General features: G+C 70.9%; 19 protein-coding genes. 7 read left to right on the top strand and 12 right to left on the bottom strand.

Annotated features, from left to right (window positions below; translation table 11 throughout):
* Positions 1–7 precede the first annotated feature (7 nt).
* From J2X46_RS02775 to J2X46_RS02760, 4 genes are all read right to left on the bottom strand, one after another.
* Positions 8–1,309, bottom strand: a complete 1,302-nt coding sequence (locus J2X46_RS02775) for an ABC transporter permease (RefSeq protein ID WP_310246609.1) — start codon at positions 1,307–1,309, stop codon at positions 8–10.
* Positions 1,306–2,589 (bottom strand): ABC transporter permease, encoded by a 1,284-nt coding sequence (locus J2X46_RS02770; protein ID WP_310246608.1) that lies wholly within the window; start codon positions 2,587–2,589, stop codon positions 1,306–1,308. The genes J2X46_RS02775 and J2X46_RS02770 overlap by 4 nt, the downstream gene beginning before the upstream one ends.
* Positions 2,586–4,109: an ABC transporter ATP-binding protein gene (locus J2X46_RS02765; RefSeq protein ID WP_310246606.1), complete on the bottom strand. Its 1,524-nt coding sequence runs from the start codon at positions 4,107–4,109 to the stop codon at positions 2,586–2,588. The genes J2X46_RS02770 and J2X46_RS02765 overlap by 4 nt, the downstream gene beginning before the upstream one ends.
* Before the next feature lie 223 nt (positions 4,110–4,332).
* Positions 4,333–5,442: a BMP family ABC transporter substrate-binding protein gene (locus J2X46_RS02760; protein WP_310246604.1), complete on the bottom strand. Its 1,110-nt coding sequence runs from the start codon at positions 5,440–5,442 to the stop codon at positions 4,333–4,335.
* A gap of 185 nt (positions 5,443–5,627) precedes the next feature.
* Here J2X46_RS02760 and J2X46_RS02755 point away from each other — a divergent pair, with 185 nt between their 5' ends.
* From J2X46_RS02755 to J2X46_RS02745, 3 genes are all read left to right on the top strand, one after another.
* A complete protein-coding gene (locus tag J2X46_RS02755) occupies positions 5,628–6,068 on the top strand; it encodes a cytidine deaminase (RefSeq protein ID WP_310246601.1) in 441 nt (146 codons plus the stop codon).
* Complete coding sequence (locus J2X46_RS02750) at positions 6,068–7,351, top strand: thymidine phosphorylase (RefSeq protein ID WP_310246599.1); 1,284 nt, start codon at positions 6,068–6,070, stop codon at positions 7,349–7,351. The genes J2X46_RS02755 and J2X46_RS02750 overlap by 1 nt, the downstream gene beginning before the upstream one ends.
* A 113-nt stretch (positions 7,352–7,464) precedes the next feature.
* On the top strand, positions 7,465–9,072 hold the full coding sequence (locus tag J2X46_RS02745; protein ID WP_310246597.1) for a substrate-binding domain-containing protein: 1,608 nt from the start codon (positions 7,465–7,467) through the stop codon (positions 9,070–9,072).
* Between the two features lie 16 nt (positions 9,073–9,088).
* On the opposite strand, the gene J2X46_RS02740 is transcribed toward J2X46_RS02745, so the two are convergent.
* Positions 9,089–9,541, bottom strand: coding sequence for a MaoC family dehydratase (locus J2X46_RS02740; RefSeq protein WP_310246596.1), 453 nt, complete (start codon positions 9,539–9,541; stop codon positions 9,089–9,091).
* A 35-nt stretch (positions 9,542–9,576) separates the two neighbouring features.
* On the opposite strand from J2X46_RS02740, the gene J2X46_RS02735 reads away from it, so the two are divergent.
* Positions 9,577–10,653, top strand: coding sequence for an adenosine deaminase (locus tag J2X46_RS02735; protein ID WP_310246595.1), 1,077 nt, complete (start codon positions 9,577–9,579; stop codon positions 10,651–10,653).
* Here the strand turns inward: J2X46_RS02735 and J2X46_RS02730 are convergent.
* Positions 10,619–11,155, bottom strand: a complete 537-nt coding sequence (locus J2X46_RS02730) for a hypothetical protein (RefSeq protein WP_310246593.1) — start codon at positions 11,153–11,155, stop codon at positions 10,619–10,621. The genes J2X46_RS02735 and J2X46_RS02730 overlap by 35 nt on opposite strands.
* Positions 11,156–11,165: 10 nt before the next feature.
* Positions 11,166–11,759 (bottom strand): ATP-binding protein, encoded by a 594-nt coding sequence (locus J2X46_RS02725; protein WP_310246591.1) that lies wholly within the window; start codon positions 11,757–11,759, stop codon positions 11,166–11,168.
* A 97-nt stretch (positions 11,760–11,856) separates the two neighbouring features.
* Between J2X46_RS02725 and J2X46_RS02720 the strand changes: the two genes are divergently transcribed.
* Positions 11,857–13,533: a substrate-binding domain-containing protein gene (locus tag J2X46_RS02720; protein WP_310246589.1), complete on the top strand. Its 1,677-nt coding sequence runs from the start codon at positions 11,857–11,859 to the stop codon at positions 13,531–13,533.
* Positions 13,534–13,688: 155 nt separating this feature from the next.
* On the opposite strand, the gene J2X46_RS02715 is transcribed toward J2X46_RS02720, so the two are convergent.
* The 3 genes from J2X46_RS02715 to deoC form a co-directional block, all read right to left on the bottom strand.
* Positions 13,689–14,549, bottom strand: a complete 861-nt coding sequence (locus J2X46_RS02715; RefSeq protein WP_310246587.1) for an aldehyde dehydrogenase family protein — start codon at positions 14,547–14,549, stop codon at positions 13,689–13,691.
* The gene (locus tag J2X46_RS02710) at positions 14,546–15,979 is read right to left on the bottom strand and encodes an aldehyde dehydrogenase family protein (RefSeq protein WP_310246584.1); all 1,434 of its coding nucleotides are present in this window, start codon (positions 15,977–15,979) and stop codon (positions 14,546–14,548) included. The genes J2X46_RS02715 and J2X46_RS02710 overlap by 4 nt, the downstream gene beginning before the upstream one ends.
* A gap of 86 nt (positions 15,980–16,065) precedes the next feature.
* Positions 16,066–17,043 (bottom strand): deoxyribose-phosphate aldolase, encoded by a 978-nt coding sequence (gene deoC, locus J2X46_RS02705; RefSeq protein WP_310246580.1) that lies wholly within the window; start codon positions 17,041–17,043, stop codon positions 16,066–16,068.
* A 78-nt stretch (positions 17,044–17,121) separates the two neighbouring features.
* On the opposite strand from deoC, the gene J2X46_RS02700 reads away from it, so the two are divergent.
* On the top strand, positions 17,122–17,730 hold the full coding sequence (locus J2X46_RS02700) for a hypothetical protein (RefSeq protein ID WP_310246577.1): 609 nt from the start codon (positions 17,122–17,124) through the stop codon (positions 17,728–17,730).
* A 22-nt stretch (positions 17,731–17,752) separates the two neighbouring features.
* Here the strand turns inward: J2X46_RS02700 and J2X46_RS02695 are convergent, their stop codons facing one another.
* Positions 17,753–18,400, bottom strand: a complete 648-nt coding sequence (locus J2X46_RS02695) for a TetR/AcrR family transcriptional regulator (RefSeq protein ID WP_310246575.1) — start codon at positions 18,398–18,400, stop codon at positions 17,753–17,755.
* An 80-nt stretch (positions 18,401–18,480) separates the two neighbouring features.
* Here J2X46_RS02695 and J2X46_RS02690 point away from each other — a divergent pair, with 80 nt between their 5' ends.
* Positions 18,481–19,422, top strand: a complete 942-nt coding sequence (locus J2X46_RS02690) for an NAD(P)-dependent alcohol dehydrogenase (RefSeq protein ID WP_310246573.1) — start codon at positions 18,481–18,483, stop codon at positions 19,420–19,422.
* On the opposite strand, the gene yidC is transcribed toward J2X46_RS02690, so the two are convergent.
* Positions 19,412–20,212 (bottom strand): membrane protein insertase YidC, encoded by an 801-nt coding sequence (gene yidC, locus J2X46_RS02685; protein WP_310246572.1) that lies wholly within the window; start codon positions 20,210–20,212, stop codon positions 19,412–19,414. The two genes, J2X46_RS02690 and yidC, sit on opposite strands and share 11 nt — an antisense overlap.
* Positions 20,213–20,260 lie beyond the last annotated feature (48 nt).

Genomic DNA, 20,260 nt, shown 5'->3' with positions numbered 1-20,260 from the left:
GGGGCTGCTACTGCTGCTTGTAGGGGACGCCGTCCGCCGCCGGCGGCCGCGAGCGACCGACCAGGCCGGCCACCGCGAAGATCGTCACCAGGTAGGGGAGCATCAGCATGAACTGGCTCGGCACCGGGGAGCCGATCGCGGAGAGCACGCCCTGGAGGTTCGAGGCGAAGCCGAAGAGCAGCGCGGCGAGCGTGGCCCGGATCGGGTCCCACTTGCCGAAGATGACCGCCGCCAGCGCGATGTAGCCCGCGCCGCCGGTCATCTCGCGGTTGAAGCCCGCGACCGAGACGAGGCTGAAGTAGGCGCCACCCATGCCGGCGATCGCACCGGCGAGCAGGATGGTGCGGTAGCGCGTGCGGTTGACCTTGATGCCGACCGTGTCGGCGGCCTTGGGGTGCTCGCCGACCGCGCGGACCCGGAGGCCCCAGCGGGTGCGGTAGAGGGCGTAGGCCACCAGCGCGACGACGATGTAGAGCACGTAGACGAGCGCGGTCTGGCGGAAGAAGATCGGGCCCACGAGCGGGATGTCGCCCAGCACCGGGATCGGCATCCGCGAGAACCGGTCGGGGGAGTTGAGCGACTCCGCGTTGGGGGTCAGCACCTGCCGGAACAGGAAGTTGGTCAGGCCGACCACGAGCACGTTGAGGACGACGCCGACGATGACCTGGTCCACGAAGTAGGTGATCGCGAACAGGCCGAGGATCAGCGCGACCAGGGCGCCGGCGACCATCGCGGCGAGCAGCCCGACCCACGGGGAGCCGGTCAGCGAGGCGGTGATCGCCGCCGCGAAGGCGCCGAACAGCAGCTGGCCCTCGATCGCGATGTTGACCACGCCGGCGCGCTCACCGAGCACGCCGCCGAGCGCTCCGAAGACGAGCGGGATCGCCAGGGCGACCGCGCCGCCGAGCAGGCTGACCACGCGGATCCGGTCGTCGGCCGCGGCCCAGCTCAGGAAGCCGGTCATCCACGCGATGGCGAAGACGATCGGGACCCAGCGGGGCTGGCCGTCGCGAGCGAGCATGCGGCGTACGGACTCGACGGTGAGCGCGAGGCAGACCACCACCATCACCCACGCCGTGGCCATGGACGGGACCACGATGTCGGGCAGCTTGACGAAATCGGTGTCGACGGCGAGCTGGAACGTCGTGTCACCGGCGTGCGACGAGCGGAGCAGCACGACGGCCAGCAGTGCCGTGAGCACCCCGAGGATGATGGGGAGCTTCTTCGCCCCGGAGCCAGGGGTCGGCGTGATCGCCGTGTCGGGCGCCAGGCCTCCCTGGTCGGTGGGCGGCTGGGTCACGGTGCTCACTTGGCCTCCTTGTTGGGGAGCCGGAAGATGGCGCGCACCAGGGGCGGCGCGGCGAGGAAGAGGACGATCAGCGACTGCACGACCAGGACCAGGTCGACGGAGATGTTCTCCGAGGCCTGCATGGTGAAGCCGCCGGCCTTGAGAGCACCGAACAGCAGGCCGGCCGCGAGGATCCCGAGGGGCCGGGAGCGGCCGAGCAGGGCCACCGTGATCGCGTCGAAGCCGATGGACGCGTCGAGGTCGAGCGACACACCGCTGGTCACGGTGCCGAGGACCTGGTTGATGCCGGCGAGGCCGAGCAGCGAGCCGGCGATCATCATCACGACCGTGTAGGTCTTGCCGACGTTGATGCCGGAGGCACGGGCGGCGTGCGGGTTCTCGCCGACCGCGCGGATCCGGTAGCCGAGGGTGGACCGGTTGAGCAGCCACCACACGGCCGCGACGGCGACCAGCGCCAGGACGAACCCGAGGTGCAGGTTGAACCGGTCGCCCAGCACCTTCGGCAGGATCGCCGTCTCCTTCATGGGCGGCGACTTGGGGTTGGCCGAGCCGGGCGTCGCCAGCAGCCACTCCTTGGTCAGCGCCCAGAAGAGCAGGTAGTAGCCGACGTAGTTGAGCATGATCGTGAGGATCACCTCGTGGGCGCCGGTGCGGGCCTTCAGGAGGCCGGCGATGCCGGCCCACAGGGCGCCGGCGGCCATGCCGACCAGGATGGCCAGTGGCAGGTGGATGATCGTCGGCAGGTCGAGCTTGAAGCCGATGTAGCCGGCGGCACCGCCGGCGATCAGCATCTGGCCGCGGCCACCGATGTTGAACAGCGCCGCCCGGAAGGCGATGCCGACGCCGAGGCCGCCGAGGATGAGCGGGCCCGCGAACTTCAGGCTCTCCGTCAGCGGGCGCCACTGCTGCGCCGGGTCGTCGACGAGGTTGTTGTAGACCGCACCGCGGAACATCGCGGTGTAGGCGCCGGAGATGGCGTCCCACAGCGCGCTGAAGAAGTCGGAGGGGCGCGCGGTGATGTAGCTCGCCGTCTCGCGGACGTCGGCGTCGGTGGCGGCGATCATCACCGAGCCGACGAAGACCGCGAGGAACACCGCGAGCACGCCGGCCAGCGCGTCGCCCGAGGCGATCTCACGCAGGACCGAACGGGACCGCTCGGTGCGGACGTCGTGCGGGTCGACCTCGGGAGCCTCGGGGGTCTCGGGGGTCTCGGGGGTCTCGGTCGCGGTGTCCTTGCCCGCGTCGGGGTGCTCGGGCTGGGGCTTGTCGGTGTCGGTCACGCGACCACGTCCTTCAGGTCCTTCGGGCGTTCGCCGGTCATCATCAGTCCGAGGGTCTCGCGGGGGGTGTCGGCCGGCACGATGCCGACGATCTGGCCGCGGTAGAGCACCATGATCCGGTCGGCGAGGGCGACGACCTCGTCGAGCTCGGTGGACACCACGAGGACCGGGATGCCGCTGTCGCGGGTCGCCACGACCTGCTTGTGGATGAACTCGATCGAGCCGACGTCGACGCCACGCGTGGGCTGGGCCGCGACGAGCAGCCGCAGGTCGCGGGAGAGCTCGCGGGCCACGACGACCTTCTGCTGGTTGCCGCCCGAGAGGTTCGCGGCCAGCGAGTCGATGTCGCGGGCGCGGACGTCGTACTCCTTCAGCTTCTTCTCCGCGAAGGCGCGCAGCGCGCCGATCCTGAGGGCGCCGTTCTTCACGAACGGCGACTTGAAGCTGCGGTTGAGCATGAGGTTCTCGGCGATGGTGAAGCCGGGCACCAGGCCGTCGACCTGGCGGTCCTCGGGGATGAAGCCGACGCCCGCGTCGAGGATCTTGCGCGTGGACTTGCCGACCAGCTCGATCCCGTCGAGGGTGATCGACCCGCTGACGTTGTCCTGGAGGCCGAGGAGGGCCTCGGTGAGCTCGGTCTGGCCGTTGCCCTGCACGCCGGCGACGGCGAGGACCTCGCCGCCCTTGATCGTGAAGCTGATGCCGTCGCACTGCTTGTGGCCGGCGGCGTCGATCACGCGGAGGTCCTTCACGACCAGCGCGTCGTCGCCCAGCTTCGGGGCGTCCTTGTGCACGACGAGCTCGACCGGGCGGCCGACCATCATCGAGGCGAGCTCGGCGTTGCTCGCCTTGGGGTCGGCCTCGCCGACGACCTTGCCGAGGCGGATGACGGTGATCCGGTCGGCGACCTCGCGGACCTCGCGGAGCTTGTGGGTGATGAAGACGATGGCCTTCCCGGCCTCCCGGAGCTGGCGCATGATGTCCATCAGCTCGTCGGTCTCCTGGGGCGTGAGCACCGCGGTCGGCTCGTCGAAGACGAGCAGCTCGGCGTCGCGGGAGAGCGCCTTGATGATCTCCACGCGCTGCTGCACGCCGACCGGGAGGTCCTCGACGACCGCGTCGGGGTCGACGTGGAAGCCGAAGCGCTCGGAGATCTCGGTGACCCGCTTGCTGGCCTCGTCGAGGTCGAGCGTGCCGGCGAATCCGGTGGTCTCGTTGCCGAGCATGACGTTCTCGGCGACGGTGAACACCGGGATGAGCATGAAGTGCTGGTGGACCATGCCGATGCCGGCCGCCATGGCGTCGCCGGGACCCGTGAAGTGCTGGACCTTGCCGTCGAGCTCGATCTCGCCCTCGTCGGCCTTGTAGAGGCCGTAGAGCACGTTCATCAGCGTGGACTTGCCGGCGCCGTTCTCACCGAGCAGGCAGTGGATCTCGCCGGGCTCGACGGTGAGGGAGATCGATTCGTTGGCCACCACGCTGCCGAAGCGTTTGGTGATGCCTCGCAGGACGAGTCTCATGGCATCGCATCCTAGGGGTCGGAATGGTCGGGGGGTCAGCCCCGGGGGATGGTACGAGCGGGCGCGCGGGAGGTGGCCGCGGGGAAGGTTAACCGCCACCGGACCAGTGGTCTGGCCAAAGATGTGCCAAACCTCGGGGCCGCACTCTGGCAAGTGGCGGGGCAAGAGAAGAGGGAGGCCGACGAACCCGTCGGCCTCCCCCTCAGGTGGAGCGTGGTGGTGATCAGCCCAGGTAGGAGTTCACCTTGATCGAGCCGTCGATGATGCCGGCCTTGACCGTCTCGAGCTCGTCAGCCAGCTCGGGGCTGACCTTGGACTCGAAGTTGTGGAACGGCGCGATGCCGACTCCGTCGTTCTCGAGCGTGCCGACGTAGGGCGCGAAGTCGAACGTGTCGTCACCCGCGGCCATGATCGCCTCGTAGGTCGAGACCTTCATGTTCTTCAGGATCGACGTCATGACGTAGTCCTGGGTGGTGGGGTCGGTCTCGTAGAGGTCGGCGTCCACGCCCAGCATGGCGATGTCCTTGCCGGAGTCCTCGATCGCGGTGATCGCGCCCTGGTAGATCGGGCCACCGACGGGAAGGATCACGTCGACGTCCTGGTCGAGGATCTGCTTGGCGGTGCTGGTCGCGGCCTCGTTGGCCTCGAAGCCACCGGTGAAGGAACCGTTCTTGCCGTCCCAGCCGACGACCTCGACGTCCTTCTTCTTCTCCTTGGCGTAGTACTCGGCGCCCTGCTTGAAGCCGTCCATGAAGATGGTGACGGTCGGGAAGGGCATGCCGCCGTAGGTGCCGACCTTGCCGGTCTTGGTGTAGTCGGCAGCCGCGTAGCCGGCCAGGAAGGCGGCCTGGGCGGTGTTGTAGAGGAGCGGCTTGATGTTCTCGACGTCAGCCTTGCCGTCGAAGGTCGCGCCGTCGTCGCCGCCGTCGGCGGAGTCGTCGATCAGGACGTACTCGATGTCGGGGTTGGCCTTGGCCGACTCCTTGGTCGCGGAGGCGAGGGCGAAGCCGACGGTCACGATGACGTCGCAGCCCTGGCCGACCAGGCTCTCCAGGTTGGGGGCGAAGTCGTTCTCGCTGTTGGACTCGACCTTGATCAGGTCGACCTTGAGCTCGTCGGCGGCCTGCTGGGCACCTTCGTAGCCGAGCTGGTTGAACGACTTGTCGTCGAAACCGCCCGCGTCGGAGACGATGCAGGGCTGGAAGTCGCTCTTGGCCTCGCTCCCGCTGCCGCCGGTGTTGTCATCCTCGGGCGCGTCACCACACGCAGCAAGGGTCGCGGCCGCCAGGAGCGCCACGAGGCCGCTCGAGACGACCTTCCTCGTCTTCAACACAAATGCCTCCAAATTCGTGCACCCCGGGGTGGGGTCAGCTTTCGGGCGTCATGATGCCTGCACCTACGCCACGCGTCACGCAGATACGGCGTACTGAAATGCGTTTGAGACCTAAAAGTCGCAGGACATCTTTCGGCGGAAACTGCCGAAGACCATCTCTTCCGCATGTGCGAGATAGTTGCCGCGTGGAAGACAGGGTGGAGCAGAAGGACTGGGACGCGCTGAGGGCCGCCGCTGTCGAGGTGATGGGGCGTGCCTACGCGCCGTACTCGAAGTACGCCGTCGGTGCCGCCGCGCGGGTCGACGACGGCCGCGTGGTCGTGGGCTGCAACGTCGAGAACGCGGCCTACGGCGTCGTGCTGTGCGCCGAGTGCGGGGTGGTGTCGCAGCTGTACGCCACCGGCGGGGGCAGGCTGACCCACTTCGTGTGCGTGAACGGCGACGGCGAGATCATCATGCCGTGCGGCCGCTGCCGCCAGCTGCTCTTCGAGCACGGGGGCCGTGACCTGCTGGTCTGGACCGTCTCGGGGATCAAGCCCATGTCCGAGGTGCTGCCCGACGCCTTCGGACCCGACGACCTCGCCCACGTAGCGGACCACGCAGCAGAGAAGGAAGAGAGCACCTGATGCCCGCCCACGACGCCGTCGAGGTCATCCTCGCCAAGCGCGACAAGCACGAGCTCAGCGACAGCCAGATCGACTGGGTCATCGACGCCTACACCCGCGGCGAGGTCGCCGACGAGCAGATGTCGGCGCTCGCGATGGCGATCCTGCTCAACGGCATGAACCGCACCGAGATCGCGCGCTGGACCGCCGCGATGATCGCCTCGGGCGAGCGGATGGACTTCTCCACCCTCTCGCGCCCGACCGCCGACAAGCACTCCACCGGCGGCGTCGGCGACAAGATCACCCTGCCCCTGGCCCCGCTGGTCGCCGCGTGCGGCGTCGCGGTGCCGCAGCTCTCCGGTCGCGGCCTCGGCCACACCGGCGGCACGCTCGACAAGCTCGAGTCGATCCCCGGCTGGCGCGCGCTGCTGAGCAACGAGGAGATGTTCTCCATCCTCGAGGACGTCGGCGCGGTGATCTGCGCGGCGGGCGACGGCCTCGCCCCGGCCGACAAGAAGCTCTACGCCCTGCGCGACGTCACCGGCACGGTCGAGGCGATCCCGCTGATCGCCAGCTCGATCATGAGCAAGAAGATCGCCGAGGGCACGGGCGCGCTGGTGCTCGACGTCAAGGTCGGCAGCGGCGCCTTCATGAAGGACCTCGACACCGCCCGCGAGCTCGCCGAGACGATGGTGGCGCTCGGCACCGACGCCGGCGTGCACACGGTCGCCCTGCTCACCGACATGGCCACCCCGCTCGGCCTGACCGCCGGCAACGCGATCGAGGTCGCCGAGTCGGTCGAGGTGCTGGCCGGCGGCGGCCCCGCCGACGTGGTCGAGCTGACCCTCGCCCTGGCTCGCGAGATGCTCGCCGGCGCGGGCCGCGACGACGTAGACCCGGCCGACAAGCTGGCCGACGGCTCCGCGATGGACGCGTGGAAGGCGATGATCCGCGCGCAGGGAGGTGACCCGGACGCCGCCCTGCCCGAGGCGAAGGAGTCGCACGTCGTCGCGGCGCCCGCCAGCGGCACGCTGACCCGGCTCGACGCGATGGCGGTCGGCCTCGCGGCGTGGCGCCTCGGCGCGGGTCGCGCCCGCAAGGAGGACCCGGTCCAGGCCGGCGCCGGCGTGGTCTGGCACGCCCGCCCGGGCGACGAGGTCACCGAGGGCGAGCCCCTGTTCACGCTGCTCACCGACGAGCCCGAGCGCTTCGACCGCGCGCTGGCATCCCTCGACGGCGGGTACGACATCGGGGACGGCGCGTCCTTCACGCCGAGCGACCTCGTCCTCGGCCGGATTTCTTGACGATTTCCTGACCGATCGGTCGTCACCAACTCTGGCGAAGACCCGGCGGTAACCCCCCGCGCCTTTACCTTCGCGCCCTAGCGTCGCGATGTCTCGAGGGCTGGGGGGTCCCAATGACGAATGTCGACGAGCGCGACGGGGGCCGCGCGAGCATGAGGACACCTGTCCTCGTAGTCCTCCTGCTGGTGACCGGGGTCGTCGTCGGTGGCGGCGCGGCCTACCTGCTGATGTCGCGCGGCGGCACGTCCGCAGCCGACGCCGACACGTGCGGCGCCTACGACACGGTCGAGGTGACCGTCGGGCCGGAGCTCTACGGCACCGTGCTCATGGCGCTCGAGAAGTCCGCGCCGGAGTGCACGCGCGTCGAGCCCGACATGCGGCCCGGGGTCGACGTCGCCAAGGGCGTCTCACTGGGCGGCGCGCTGCCCGACATCTGGATCCCGGAGTCGCGCTACCTGACCACCCAGGCCTACATCGGCCGGGTGAGACCGCGCGTGGTCGCGCGGTCACTGGCGCACACCCCCGTGCTCCTCGTCGGCGGCTCGGCCGCGAAGCAGTTCGACTCCTGGGGCGACGCCGAGGGCTCCGGGCTGGTGTCGGTGCCCGACCCCGAGTCGTCCGTCGCCGGCACGCTCGCCGTCGTCGCACCGCAGGCGGAGGCCCGGGCCGTGGGCCGCAGCGCCGCCGACGCCCGCCAGGTCGTCGTACCTTTTGCGCAGACGTACGGCGCCCGCCGCTCGCGCGGGGACGACGACGAGGTCACGCCGGTGATGTTCCCCCGCAGCTCGCCGCGGCTCGTGGTGACCACGGAGCAGGAGCTGGCCGCCGCGCAGGGCCGCACCGACCTGCGCGACCTGACCCCGGCCGTCGGCGCACCGGTCCTCGACTTCCCGCTGGCGGTCAGCGAGGACGCGCCGCCGGCCGCCCGCGAGGTCGCCCGCAGCCTGGCCGACTGGCTGGGCAGCCCGGAGGGCCGCGCCGAGCTCAACGCCCAGGGGCTGCGCGCCACCGGTGACCGCAGCTCGCCCACCTCCGGGGTGACGACGATCCTGCACACCCCGTCGGGCGGCGCGATCTCCAGCACCGTGCAGTCGTGGCGCACGCTCGCAGTGCCCTCCTCGATCCTCGCGGTCGTCGACGCCTCGGGGTCGATGGACTTCAGCGCCGGGCAGGGCACCCGGATGGACCTGCTCGCCGACGCCGCGGGCATCGGGCTGTCGTTCCTGCCCGACCACGCCCGGGTCGGCCTGTGGATCTTCTCCATCGACAAGGGCGGCCCCTCGCAGGACTGGCGCGAACTCGAGCCGATCCGGAGGCTCGACGACCTGCGGTTCGGTCGCACCCAACGCTACGCCCTGCGGCAGCGGGTGGACGAGCTGTCCAGCCTCACCGGTGGCGGCACCGGGCTCTACGACACCGCGCTGGCGGCGTACGAGGAGGCGGTGCGCAGCTACCGGCCGCACTACTCCAACGCCGTGGTGCTGCTGACCGACGGCCAGAACGACGACCCCGGGTCGATCGGCCTGCCGGCCCTGCTGGCCCAGCTGAAGGCGCTGCGCGACCCGGAACGTCCGGTGCGGCTGGTCGGCATCGCGATCAGCGGCGACGCCGACCTGGCCGCGCTGAAGCAGATGTCGCACGCGACCGGCGGCGAGGCCTACCTCGCCGCGCAGCCGCAGGACGTGCTCGAGGTGTTCGCCAAGGCGGTGCTGTCGCGCTGAGTTCTGGCCGGAGTGATCAGGCGAGCAGCAGCACGACGTGCTGGGCGACGCAGGCGGGCTTGTCGTGGCCCTCGATCTCGACGGTGTGCTCGACGATGAGCTGCTTGCCGGCGGGGAGGTCGCGGACCTCGCCGAACCGGACGTGGGAGCGCAGCTTGCTGTCGACAGGCACCGGGCTCGGGAACCGCACCTTCTCCAGGCCGTAGTTGAGCCGGGCTCCCGGGGTCTCGAGGCGGAACACCTCCGAGGCGAAGTGGGGGAGCAGGCTCAGGGTGAGGAAGCCGTGGGCGATGGTCGTGCCGAACGGCCCCGCGGCGGCCGCGTCGACGTCGACGTGGATCCACTGGTGGTCCAGCGTCGCGTCGGCGAACGCCTCGATCCGGGCCTGGTCGACCACCAGCCACTCGCTGGTGCCGATCTCGGTCCCGGCGGCCGCGGCGACGTCGTCGAGCGAGGTGAAGGTGCGCATGGCAACGAAGATAGTGCTCCTGCTTGGATGGTCCGATGACCACTCCCACCCGCGACCAGGTGCACGCGGCACCCAAGGTGCTGCTGCACGACCACCTCGACGGCGGGCTCCGCCCCCAGACGATCGTCGAGCTGGCCGCGGAGATCGGCCACGCGCTCCCGGCCGACGACGCCGAGTCGCTGGGACGCTGGTTCACCGAGGCGGCCGACTCCGGCTCGCTGGTGCGCTACCTCGAGACCTTCGACCACACCGTCGCGGTGATGCAGACCGGCGCCTCGATCTCGCGGGTCGCCCGTGAGTGCGTCGAGGACCTCGCCGCCGACGGCGTCGTCTACGCGGAGATCCGCTACGCCCCCGAGCAGCACGTCACCGGCGGGCTGACGCTCGACGAGGTCGTCGCCGCGGTGCAGGAGGGCTTCGACGCCGGCATGGCCGCCAGCGGCGGCAGGATCGTCGTACGCCAGCTGCTGACCGCGATGCGCCACCAGGCCCGCTCGATGGAGATCGCCGAGCTCGCGATCGCCTGGCGCGACCGCGGGGTCGCGGGCTTCGACATCGCCGGCGCGGAGGCGGGCTTCCCGCCCACCCGCCACCTCGACGCCTTCGAGTACCTCCAGCGAGAGAACGCCCACTTCACCATCCACGCCGGCGAGGCCTTCGGCCTGCCGTCGATCTGGCAGGCGATCCAGTGGTGCGGCGCCGACCGGCTCGGCCACGGCGTGCGGATCATCGATGACATCACCGTCGGCGACGACGGGTCGGTCGAGCTGGGCCGCCTCGCGGCCTACGTCCGCGACAAGCGGATCCCGCTCGAGATGTGCCCGAGCTCCAACATCCAGACCGGGGCGGCGGAGTCGTTCGCCGAGCACCCGATCGGGCTGCTGACCGAGCTGCGATTCCGCGTCACGGTCAACACCGACAACCGGCTGATGAGCGGCACCTCGATGACCCAGGAGATGTACGGCCTGGTCGAGGCGTTCGGCTACACGCTGGCCGACCTGCGCTGGTTCACCATCAACGCGATGAAGTCGGCCTTCCTGCCCTTCGACGAGCGGCTCGCGATCATCGACGAGGTCGTCAAGCCGGGCTACGCCGCGCTGATCGAGGGCTGATCACCCACCACGGCAGGGCCCACCCGGCCAGCCCGAGCGGCTCCGACTCCCAGCGCTCCCGCGCGACGGTGAGGAGCCGGCCAGACGACGGTTCGTAGGTCGTCGCTGCCGTGTCGGACACGGCGGTCACGAGCACGACGTGGCGGGGGAGGAACCGGCTGCCGACGTAGGCGACGGCCGGCCGGTCGGGGGCCACGGTGGCCAGGTGCGGCCAGACCTGGCGGCCCAGGCGCACCGGGTGGACGTCGTACGGCACCCGGGTGAGGAGGCGGAGGTCGCGAGCCGCCGCCCACGGCGGGGTGCCGATCGCGCGGAGCCAGGGCACCTGCCAGCCGCCGCCGGCGTCCGCGAGGGACGTCAGGCGTCGGTGGAGGGTGGCGGCCTCGTGCGCGAAGGTCGCCTGGTCGTCGACGAGCGCGGCGTAGTGCGGGTCGACGAGGCGGCGCGCCATCACCAGCGAGGCGGCTCCGCAGGAGCGGCGGTCGGGCTGCTGGAGCCTCACGCCGGCCACCTCACGACCCGGTCAGCTCGGCGTAGGCCTGGTCGCCGGTCGCCTTGCGGCAGCCCTGCCGGAGCGCGTGGGCGACGACGCGCTGCTGGTCGCGCATCAGCGCCACCCCGCGGCGTACGAGCACGAGCGGGGGCTTGCGGTGCTCGCGCAGGTCGCGGGTCAGCCGGCGCCAGAAGGTGACGAGCGGGTGCTGCGTAATGCAGTACGCCGCCGCGAGCAGGCCCTCCTCGCGACACGTGGCGACCACCTCGGGGGCGAAGATGCCCTCCGCGACGAAGCGCGTGCTGCCGCCGAGGTCGACCGTGCGGGACCCGCAGCGGCCGTTCTGGGCGATCTCGTAGACCGGCACCTCGCTGCGGCCGATGGCGCAGAGCTCGCGCAGCGAGGCGAGCGCGTCGTCCTGGTGCCAGGAGTCGGGATGGTCCCAGTCGACCAGCCCGGCGTTGGCCCCGGAGGCGATCCGGGGGAGCGAGGGGTCGTCGCCGTCCTTGTAGAAGTCGTCGAGGCGGAGGACCGGCAGTCCGAGGCGTTCGGCGAGGCGTGACTTGCCGGCGCCGCTCGGACCCGCCAGGACGACCACCTGGGCGTGTGTCATTTGTTACTGACTCGTTTCGTTGTTCGGCCACGGAGGGACAGGCTGCAGATTAGTCTCGCCCAGACCCCCGATTGACAGTTCCTGTGGGAGGACTCCAATGAGTCTTGACGACTCGACTCCCGCGCCCGAAAGCGCGGACAACCCCGGCCACGCGAGGAAGCGTTCCGGGCTGCCCGGCAACCCGCTCGTCCTCGTCGGCCTCGCGCTGCTCCTGGTGATCGGCCTCGTCGGCTTCTTCGCCCTGCGCGGCGGCGACGACAGCGAGGCCGCCGACTGCGTGTCGGAGACGGTCACGCTCACCACGGCCCCCGTGATGGAGGACCTGGTGAAGGCGGCCGTGAAGGACGTCAACGCCGACGAGCCGTGCATCGACATCAAGGTGACCTCGGGCACCGTCAAGGACGTCGTCGCGCTGCTGGCCGACCCCAACGCCGAGCTGCCGGAGATCTGGATCCCGGACAGCCCGACCTGGAAGGGCCAGCTCACCTCCGCGGGCTGGACCGGCACGCCGGTCGCCGACGTCCTCGCCGAGACCCCTGTCGGCCTGGTCGGCGGCCCCGCCGCCAAGGCACCGGCCTCGTGGGTCGCCGCGCTCGACGGTGGCACGCTGGCGATGGCCGACCCGAGCGCCCAGGGCGCCTCGGCGCTGGCGCTGCTCGCGCCGTACGCCGAGATGAAGGCCACCGGCGAGAACGCGCAGTCGATCGAGGAGAAGACGGTCCCCGTCGCCCAGACCTACGGCGAGCGTGCCGTGGCCGGTGGCAGCAGCGAGACCGACCTGACCACGCTCTCCGCGACCAGCACCCAGCTGGTGCCCGCGACCGAGCAGGCCTACCTCGCGGCCCGCCGCAGCAACGACCAGCTCACCCTCGTCGCCCCGGCGACCGGCGTGCCGATGCTGCAGTACCCGCTGATCGACGTGAACCGCGGCAGCAAGGACATCCTCGCCTCGGGCGGCGACCTGTCCGCCCGCGTCGGCCGCGCCATCTCGCGCTGGTTCACCTCCAGCGCCGGCGTCGACGCGATCGCCGAGGCCGAGCTCCGCGGTCCCGACGGCGCCCCGCTGCCCGAGGGCATCGGCATGGGTGACTCCAAGATCCTGTCCAAGGTGGCCCAGAAGACCACCGACGACACCCTGCGCCAGTGGCGCGTGCTGTCGGTCCCGTCGAGCATCCTGGCAGTCGTCGACCTGTCCGGCTCGATGAAGATCGCCATCGGCGACACCACCCGCATCGGCCTAGCCGTCCAGGCCTCGCAGGTGGCGCTCGACGCCTTCCCGGCGCAGGCCCGCATCGGCATCTGGGGCTTCTCCAAGAACCGCGGCGCCAACGGTGCCTCGTGGGAGGAGTACGCCACCCTCGACCGCCTCGACGCACCTGCCGCCAACGGCCAGACCCACGGCGACGTGGTCCGGGCCGAGGCCGACAAGCTCATAAGCCGGGTCAAGGGCGGCACCGGCGTCATGGACACCACCCTCGCGGCGTACAAGTACGCGCAGGAGAAGTGGGACCCGGCCTGGTTCAACTCCGTGGTGATCTTCACCGACGGCGCAAGTGACGACTCGTCCTCGCTGTCGCTGGAGTCGCTGGTCAACCAGCTGAAGTCGATCCGCGACCCCGCCAAGCCGGTCAAGGTGATCATCATCGGCATCTCGCAGGACGCCGACACCGGTGAGCTCGACCAGATCGCCGCGGCGACCGGTGGCCAGAACTACCTGGTGAACAACCCCAACGAGATCCTCGGGGTGCTCGCCTCGGCGTTGCTCAACCGCTGATCCACCCACACGCAGAAGGCCCCCGGAGGATCTCCGGGGGCCTTCTGCGTCGCTCGTGGTCGTACTTGTCAGGCTCTCGCTGAACATGTCGGCCCGTGCACGGCCTGACAACTTCAGTGATCCCCGGTCAGCCGGGGATCACTGAGCGAGGTCGTTCAGACGCCGATCGGGTGCCAGACCGTCTTGGTCTCGAGGAACTGCGTCATCCGGTCGAGGCCGGGCTCGGCGGTCCAGTCGGTGTCGGGAGCCGGGCGTCGTACGCGCTTCAGGTTGTCGGCAGCAGCGGCCTCGAGCTCGGTCGCGAGCTCGTCGTCGGTGATGCCGGTGAGGTCGATGCCGTTGACGTCCATGTGCGACGCCAGCCACGGGGCGATCTCGGCCCGCGAGCCGGTGAGCACGTTGACCACGCCGCCGGGCAGGTCGCTGGTGGCCATCACCTCGCCGAGCGTGATCGCGGGGAGCGGGTGCTCCTCGCTGGCGATCACGACGACGGTGTTGCCGGTGATGATGAGCGGCGCGACCACGCTGACCAGGCCCAGGAGCGGACCGGCGGGGGCCACGACGGCGATGACGCCGCTGGGCTCCGGGGTGGACAGGTTGAAGTACGGGCCGGCGACCGGGTTGGCGTTGCCGACGACCTGGGTGATCTTGTCGGCCCAGCCGGCGTACCAGACGAGGCGGTCGATCGCGGCGTCGACGGCGGCGCGGGCCTTGGCCGGCGTGACGCCCTCGGAAGCCCGGATCTCGGCCTCGAACTGCTCGCGGCGGCCCTCCAGCACCTCGGCGATGCGGTAGACGACCTGCGCGCGGTTGTAGGCCGTCTTCCCCGACCAGCCACCGAAGGCCGCGCGGGCGGCCACGACGGCGTCACGGGCGTCCTTGCGCGACGCCTGCGCGGCGTTGGCCAGCAGGCGGCCCTTGCTGTCGTTCACGACGTAGGAGCGGCCCGACTCGGATCGGGGGAACTGCCCGCCGATGTAGAGCTTGTAGGTCTTGCGGACGTCGATGCGGCTCACTGGTCAGCTCCCTTGAGGTAGGCCTCGAGGCCGTGGCGGCCGCCCTCGCGGCCGTATCCGGACTCCTTGTAGCCGCCGAACGGCGAGGTGGGGTCGAACTTGTTGAACGTGTTGGCCCAGACCACGCCCGCGCGGAGGCGGTTGGCCATGGACAGGATGCGCGAGCCCTTGTCGGTCCACACGCCGGCGGAGAGGCCGAACGGCGTGTTGTTGGCCTTCTCGACCGCCTCGGACGGCGTGCGGAAGGTCAGCACCGACAGGACCGGGCCGAAGATCTCCTCGCGGGCGATCCGGTGGGCCTGGGAGACGCCGGTGAAGAGCGTCGGCGGGAACCAGAAGCCCTTGGTGGGCAGGTCGCAGGCGACCTCCCAGCGCTCGGCCCCCTCGGCGTCGCCGATCTCGGAGAGCTCGCGGATCCGCATCAGCTGCTCACCGGAGTTGATGGCGCCGATGTCGGTGTTCTTGTCGAGCGGGTCGCCCATCCGCAGGGTCGACATGCGGCGCTTGAGGCGCTCGAGCACCTCGTCGGCGACCGACTCCTGCACCAGCAGGCGCGAGCCCGCGCAGCAGACGTGGCCCTGGTTGAAGAAGATGCCGTTGACGATGCCCTCGACGGCCTGGTCGAGCGGGGCGTCGTCGAAGACGATGTTGGCCGCCTTGCCGCCGAGCTCGAGGGTGACCTTCTTGTCGCTGCCGGCGACCGCGCGGGCGATCGCCTTGCCGACCTCGGTCGAGCCGGTGAAGGCGACCTTGTCGACGTCGGGGTGCGACACGATCGCGCGGCCGGTCTCGCCGGCGCCGGTGACGATGTTGACGACGCCGGGCGGGAGGTCGGCCTGCTGGCAGATCTCGGCGAAGAGGAGCGCGGTCAGCGGAGTGGTCTCCGCCGGCTTCAGTACGACGGTGTTGCCGCACGCGAGGGCCGGGGCGATCTTCCACGCCAGCATCAGCAGCGGGAAGTTCCACGGGATGACCTGGCCGGCGACGCCGAGCGGGGTCTCGCCGTAGCCGGAGTACTTCAGCTTGTCGGCCCAGCCGGCGTAGTAGAAGAAGTGCGCCGCGACGATCGGCACGTCGACGTCGCGCGACTCCTTGATCGGCTTGCCGTTGTCGATCGACTCCAGGACGGCGAGCTCGCGGCCGCGCTCCTGGATGATCCGGGCGATCCGGTAGAGGTACTTGGCGCGCTCGGCGCCGGACATCCGCGACCAGACGCGGGTGTAGGCGCGGCGGGCGGCCTTGACGGCCTCGTCGACGTCCGCGTCGCTGGCCTCGGCGACCTCGGCGAGGACCTCCTCGGTCGCGGGGTTGATCGTCTTGAAGGACGTGCCGTTGCCGTCGACGAACTCGCCGTTGATGAAGAGGCCGTAGGACGGCTTGATGTCGACGATCGCGCGCGACTCGGGTGCGGGGGCGTACTCAAATCCCATTCGTGTCCTCACTTCGTTCCGGGCACGAACGGGGCCCGAAGATTCTGTGCTTGATGGTTCACTCGCTGACGCTCGCTCACGAAGCCTCAGTCCAGCGTGAAGTAGTCGGGACCGGAGTAGCGGCCGGTCGTCATCTTGGTGCGCTGCATCAGCAGGTCGTTGAGCAGCGTGGACGCACCGAAGCGGAACCAGTCGGGGTCGAGCCAGTCCTCGCCGCAGATCTCGTTGACCATCACGAGGTACTTGATGGCGTCCTTGGTGGTCTTGATGCCGCCGGCGGGCTTCACGCCGATCATCTGGCCGGTCTGCTCGCGGAAGTCGCGCACCGCCTCGAGCATGATCAGCGTGACGGGCAGCGTCGCGGCCGGCTGCACCTTGCCGGTGGAGGTCTTGATGAAGTGGCCGCCGGCCATCATCGCGAGCCAGCTGGCACGGCGGACGTTGTCGTAGGTCTGCAGCTCGCCGGTCTCGAAGATCACCTTGAGGTGCGCGTCGCCACAGGCCTCGCGGACCTGGGCGATCTCCTCGAAGACCTGGAGGTAGCGACCGGAGAGGAAGGCGCCACGGTCGATGACCATGTCGATCTCGTCGGCACCGGCCTCGACGGCGTCACGGGTGTCGGCGAGCTTGATGTCCATCGCCGCACGGCCGCTCGGGAACGCCGTGGCCACGGCCGCGACGTGCACGCCGCTGTCGCCGAGGGTCTCCTTGGCGGTCGCGACCATGTCGGGGTAGACGCAGACGGCGGCGGTGGCGGGGCAGCTCGGGTCGGCCGGGTCGGGGCGCATCGCCTTGGAGGCGAGCGCGCGGACCTTGCCGGGGGTGTCCTGGCCCTCGAGCGTGGTCAGGTCGACCATGCGGATGGCCAGGTCGATGGCGTAGGCCTTCGACGTGGTCTTGATGGACCGGGTGCCGAGACCGGCGGCGCGGGCCTCGCACCCGACCTGGTCGACCCCGGGGAGTCCGTGGAGGAATCGGCGGAGCGAGGAGTCCGAGCGCACGACGTCGTCGAAGACCCCGTGCGTGGAGGTGCTGCTCGCCGTTGAGCTGGCAGTGGGCGTCACCGACCCAGCATAGAGTTGGCGGGAAGGCCCCCGACAATCCGCGGAGGGCCAAACTCTGCCCAAATCGATGAGGAGAACATGGCACCCGTGCAGGACGACCCGGACGCCGCCGTGGAGCGTTTCCACGCGACCAGTGGCCGGGTGACGGGGTGGCTGACCGTGGTCCTGGCCCTCGTCGTGGTGGTCGCCGGAGTCGCCTACCGCGACGACGGCTTCCCCCTCTGGGTCGCCGGCGGAGCCCTTCTCGTGGGCGTGCTGGCGTGGGCCGCGATGCTCCGCCCCGCCCTCTGGGTGGCCGGCGACCACCTGGTCATGCGCAACCTCGTCGAGACCGTCCACATCCGCCTCGCCGCGATCGAGGAGATGGCCGTGCGGCAGGTCCTGGCCGTGCGCGCCGACGACCGCCGCTGGGTGTCCACCGTGGTCGGCCGCACCTGGCGCAAGGCGATCGTGTCGCGCCACGGCTCCAAGGACGACGAGGGGCCGACGGACGGCATGCCCTACGCCGACTTCGTCGAGCAGCGCCTCTACGCGCTCGTCGACGACGCGCGCACGGCGGCCGGGGTGCGGGCCGGCTCGAAGGAGCAGCTGGCGCTGCCCGACGCCGTACGACGTGAGCGCGCGTGGCTGCCGATCGGCCTGATCGCGGGTGCCGTCGTCGTGCTGCTGGTGTCGTTCTTCCTCTAGGCGGGGATTCGAGGCTCGCTCCTCAACCGCCGGGGGATCTGAAGCGCGCCTCGAGGCCGTCGAGGACGAGCGCGAGGCCGTAGTCGAACTCGTCGCCGTAGGCGTAGTCGCGCCCGACGATCTGCTCGGCGACCATCTCGGCGAGGTGCGGGTGCTCGGCCATGACCAGGCCCAGCCCCTCGACGAAGTCCTCCGCCGGCTCGCCGGGCTGGAAGGGCAGGTTCACCTCGGTCAGCACGAAGCCGTAGACGTAGGCGTCCAGGACGGAGAAGGCGTGCGCGGCGAGGGCCACGGAGAAGCCCGCGGTGCGCAGGCAGCCGAGCACCGCGTCGTGGTGGTGGAGGTTCGCCGGGCCGGGGGAGCGACGCGACTCGATCAGGCCGAGGCCCCACGGATGCGCGGCCAGCACCGCGCGCGCCGAGCGGGCCCGCGCCTCCATCTGCTCGCGCCACGCGCCGCCGACCGTCGGGGTCTCGATGCGGGCGAAGATCCAGTCGGCCAGCCCGTCGAGGAGGGCGTCCTTGCTCGCGACGTGGTGGTAGAGCGACATCGCCTCCACGCCGAGCTCGCGGCCCACCGTACGCATGCTCACCCCGGCCAGGCCGCCGGCGTCGGCGACCCGGCTGGCGGCGTCGATCACGCGCTCGCTGGAGAGCGGTGGTCTGGACATGGCGGCTCCTCATTTGGCTGGCTTACAGGCGTAAGGCTACTCTGCTCGAGAACAGGCTTACAGGTGTAAGGGGAGAGGTCATGAAGGCTGCCGTCGTGGAGCGCTACGGACCGCCCGAGGTGGTCGACGTGCGCGAGGTGGCCGACCCGGTCGCCGGCACGGGACGCCTCCTGGTGAGGGTGCGCGCCACCGCCCTCAACTCCGGCGACGCGCGGATCCGGGGCTGCCGGTTCCCGCGCGGGTTCGCCCTGCCCGGTCGCCTGGCGCTGGGCATCCGCGGGCCGCGCCGGCAGGTCCTGGGCGTGGTCTACTCCGGCGTCGTCGAGGCGGTCGGAGCCGGCGTCGAGGGCTTCGCCGTCGGCGACGAGGTCTGCGGCATGACGGGAGTCGCGATGGGGGCCCACGCCGAGCTCGTCGCGGCACGGGCCGACCGGGCGTGCCACAAGCCGGAGGGTGTCGACCACGTGCAGGCGGCGGCCATCCTCTTCGGCGGCAGCACCGCGCGGCACTTCCTGCACGACCTCGTCGGGCCCGGCCGGCGGGTGCTCGTCAACGGGGCGTCCGGCGCCGTCGGGACCGCGGCCGTCCAGCTCGCGCGCCTCGCCGGCGCCCACGTGACGGCCGTGACGAGCGGCCGCAACGAGGACCTCGTCCGCTCGCTCGGGGCTGTCGAGGTCGTCGACCACGCGGTGACCTCCGTGACCGACCTCCCGGCGTCGTACGACGTCGTGCTGGACGCGGTGGGCAACCTCGGCCCGACCTCCGGCCGTCGGCTGCTCGCCGAGGGCGGCACGCTCGTCCTGGTCGTCGCCGGGCTCCTCGACACGGTGCTCCCGCGCAGGCAGGTCCGGACGGGTACCTCCTCGGAGGACCCGGTCGTGTTCACCTGGCTGCTCGACCGGCTGGCCGCCGGGGAGCTGCGAGCCGTGGTCGACCGCACCCTGCCCCTCGACGACGTCGCCGAGGCGCACCGGGTCGTCGACTCGGGCCGCAAGGTCGGCAACCTCGTCCTCATGCCCTGAGCTCGGCGCGGCGGGCGGCCTCAGTTCCCGGCGTGGGGAACCACCGCATCACGATCGCCGACTGGCAGAGGGTCCAGGCCGAGCTGAAGGTCCAGTAGGCGAGGAGCGCGACGGGGACGACTCCCGCCGAGACGAGGATGCCGGCGGCCGACAGGCCGGGCATCAGCCGCTGGACCGTCACCATCGTCTCGGGCATCCCCTCGGTGGTGGTGTTGGGGGCGACGAAGTAGTGCTGGGTGACGAACGAGAGGGTCGCCGCGACGGCGGCCAGGCCGGCGACGACGGCCAGGTGGGCGCCCCCGGAGCCGACGTAGCCGTGGTCGGCCAGCGAGACGCCGAAAACCGTGGCGTCGCCGAACGAGGAGACCAGGTCCTGGCCCATGGCGCCGACCGGCTCCCCGGACGCGACCTCGGAGAGCAGGTGGTAGAGCCCGATCCACACGGGCAGCTGGAGGAGCAGCGGCAGGCAGCCGAGCCGGCTGACACCGTGCTCCTCGGACAGCTGCCGACGCTCCTCGAGCATCTTGCGCACGCTGTCGGCGTCGGTCTTGCCCTTGTAGCGCTCGGAGAGCTCGCGCATGTGGGGCCGGGCGCGGGCACCGGCGTGCGCCTGGCGGACGCCGTGGATCACGAACGGCAGCAGCGCGGTGCGGACGAGGACGACGACCGCGGCGACGCAGAGCAGCCAGGTGACGGCTGCGCCGGGCGCGGCGCCGAGCGAGGTGAGGGCGTCGTGGGCTGACGCGAGGACGGCGGCGAGGGCGTGCTTGACGGGGGCGAGCGGGGACATGCGGGCTCCTGGACGGCTGAAGGACGAGGAAGGGACGGGTCGGGTCGG

The sequence above is a fragment of the Nocardioides sp. BE266 genome (assembly GCF_031457855.1).
GTDB lineage: Bacteria > Actinomycetota > Actinomycetes > Propionibacteriales > Nocardioidaceae > Nocardioides.
The sequence above is the reverse complement of the archived record's forward strand: the minus strand, read 5'-3'. Positions and strand labels throughout refer to the sequence as shown.

Bases quoted from the DNA above. Each gene is read 5' to 3' on its own strand.
- J2X46_RS02765 (WP_310246606.1), bottom strand. From the start codon at position 4,109: ATGAGACTCGTCCTGCGAGGCATCACCAAACGCTTCGGCAGCGTGGTG.
- J2X46_RS02750 (WP_310246599.1), top strand. From the start codon at position 6,068: ATGCCCGCCCACGACGCCGTCGAGGTCATCCTCGCCAAGCGCGACAAG.
- J2X46_RS02745 (WP_310246597.1), top strand. From the start codon at position 7,465: ATGACGAATGTCGACGAGCGCGACGGGGGCCGCGCGAGCATGAGGACA.
- J2X46_RS02740 (WP_310246596.1), bottom strand. From the start codon at position 9,541: ATGCGCACCTTCACCTCGCTCGACGACGTCGCCGCGGCCGCCGGGACC.
- J2X46_RS02735 (WP_310246595.1), top strand. From the start codon at position 9,577: ATGACCACTCCCACCCGCGACCAGGTGCACGCGGCACCCAAGGTGCTG.
- J2X46_RS02725 (WP_310246591.1), bottom strand. From the start codon at position 11,759: ATGACACACGCCCAGGTGGTCGTCCTGGCGGGTCCGAGCGGCGCCGGC.
- J2X46_RS02720 (WP_310246589.1), top strand. From the start codon at position 11,857: ATGAGTCTTGACGACTCGACTCCCGCGCCCGAAAGCGCGGACAACCCC.
- J2X46_RS02710 (WP_310246584.1), bottom strand. From the start codon at position 15,979: ATGGGATTTGAGTACGCCCCCGCACCCGAGTCGCGCGCGATCGTCGAC.
- J2X46_RS02700 (WP_310246577.1), top strand. From the start codon at position 17,122: ATGGCACCCGTGCAGGACGACCCGGACGCCGCCGTGGAGCGTTTCCAC.
- J2X46_RS02695 (WP_310246575.1), bottom strand. From the start codon at position 18,400: ATGTCCAGACCACCGCTCTCCAGCGAGCGCGTGATCGACGCCGCCAGC.
- J2X46_RS02690 (WP_310246573.1), top strand. From the start codon at position 18,481: ATGAAGGCTGCCGTCGTGGAGCGCTACGGACCGCCCGAGGTGGTCGAC.
- yidC (WP_310246572.1), bottom strand. From the start codon at position 20,212: ATGTCCCCGCTCGCCCCCGTCAAGCACGCCCTCGCCGCCGTCCTCGCG.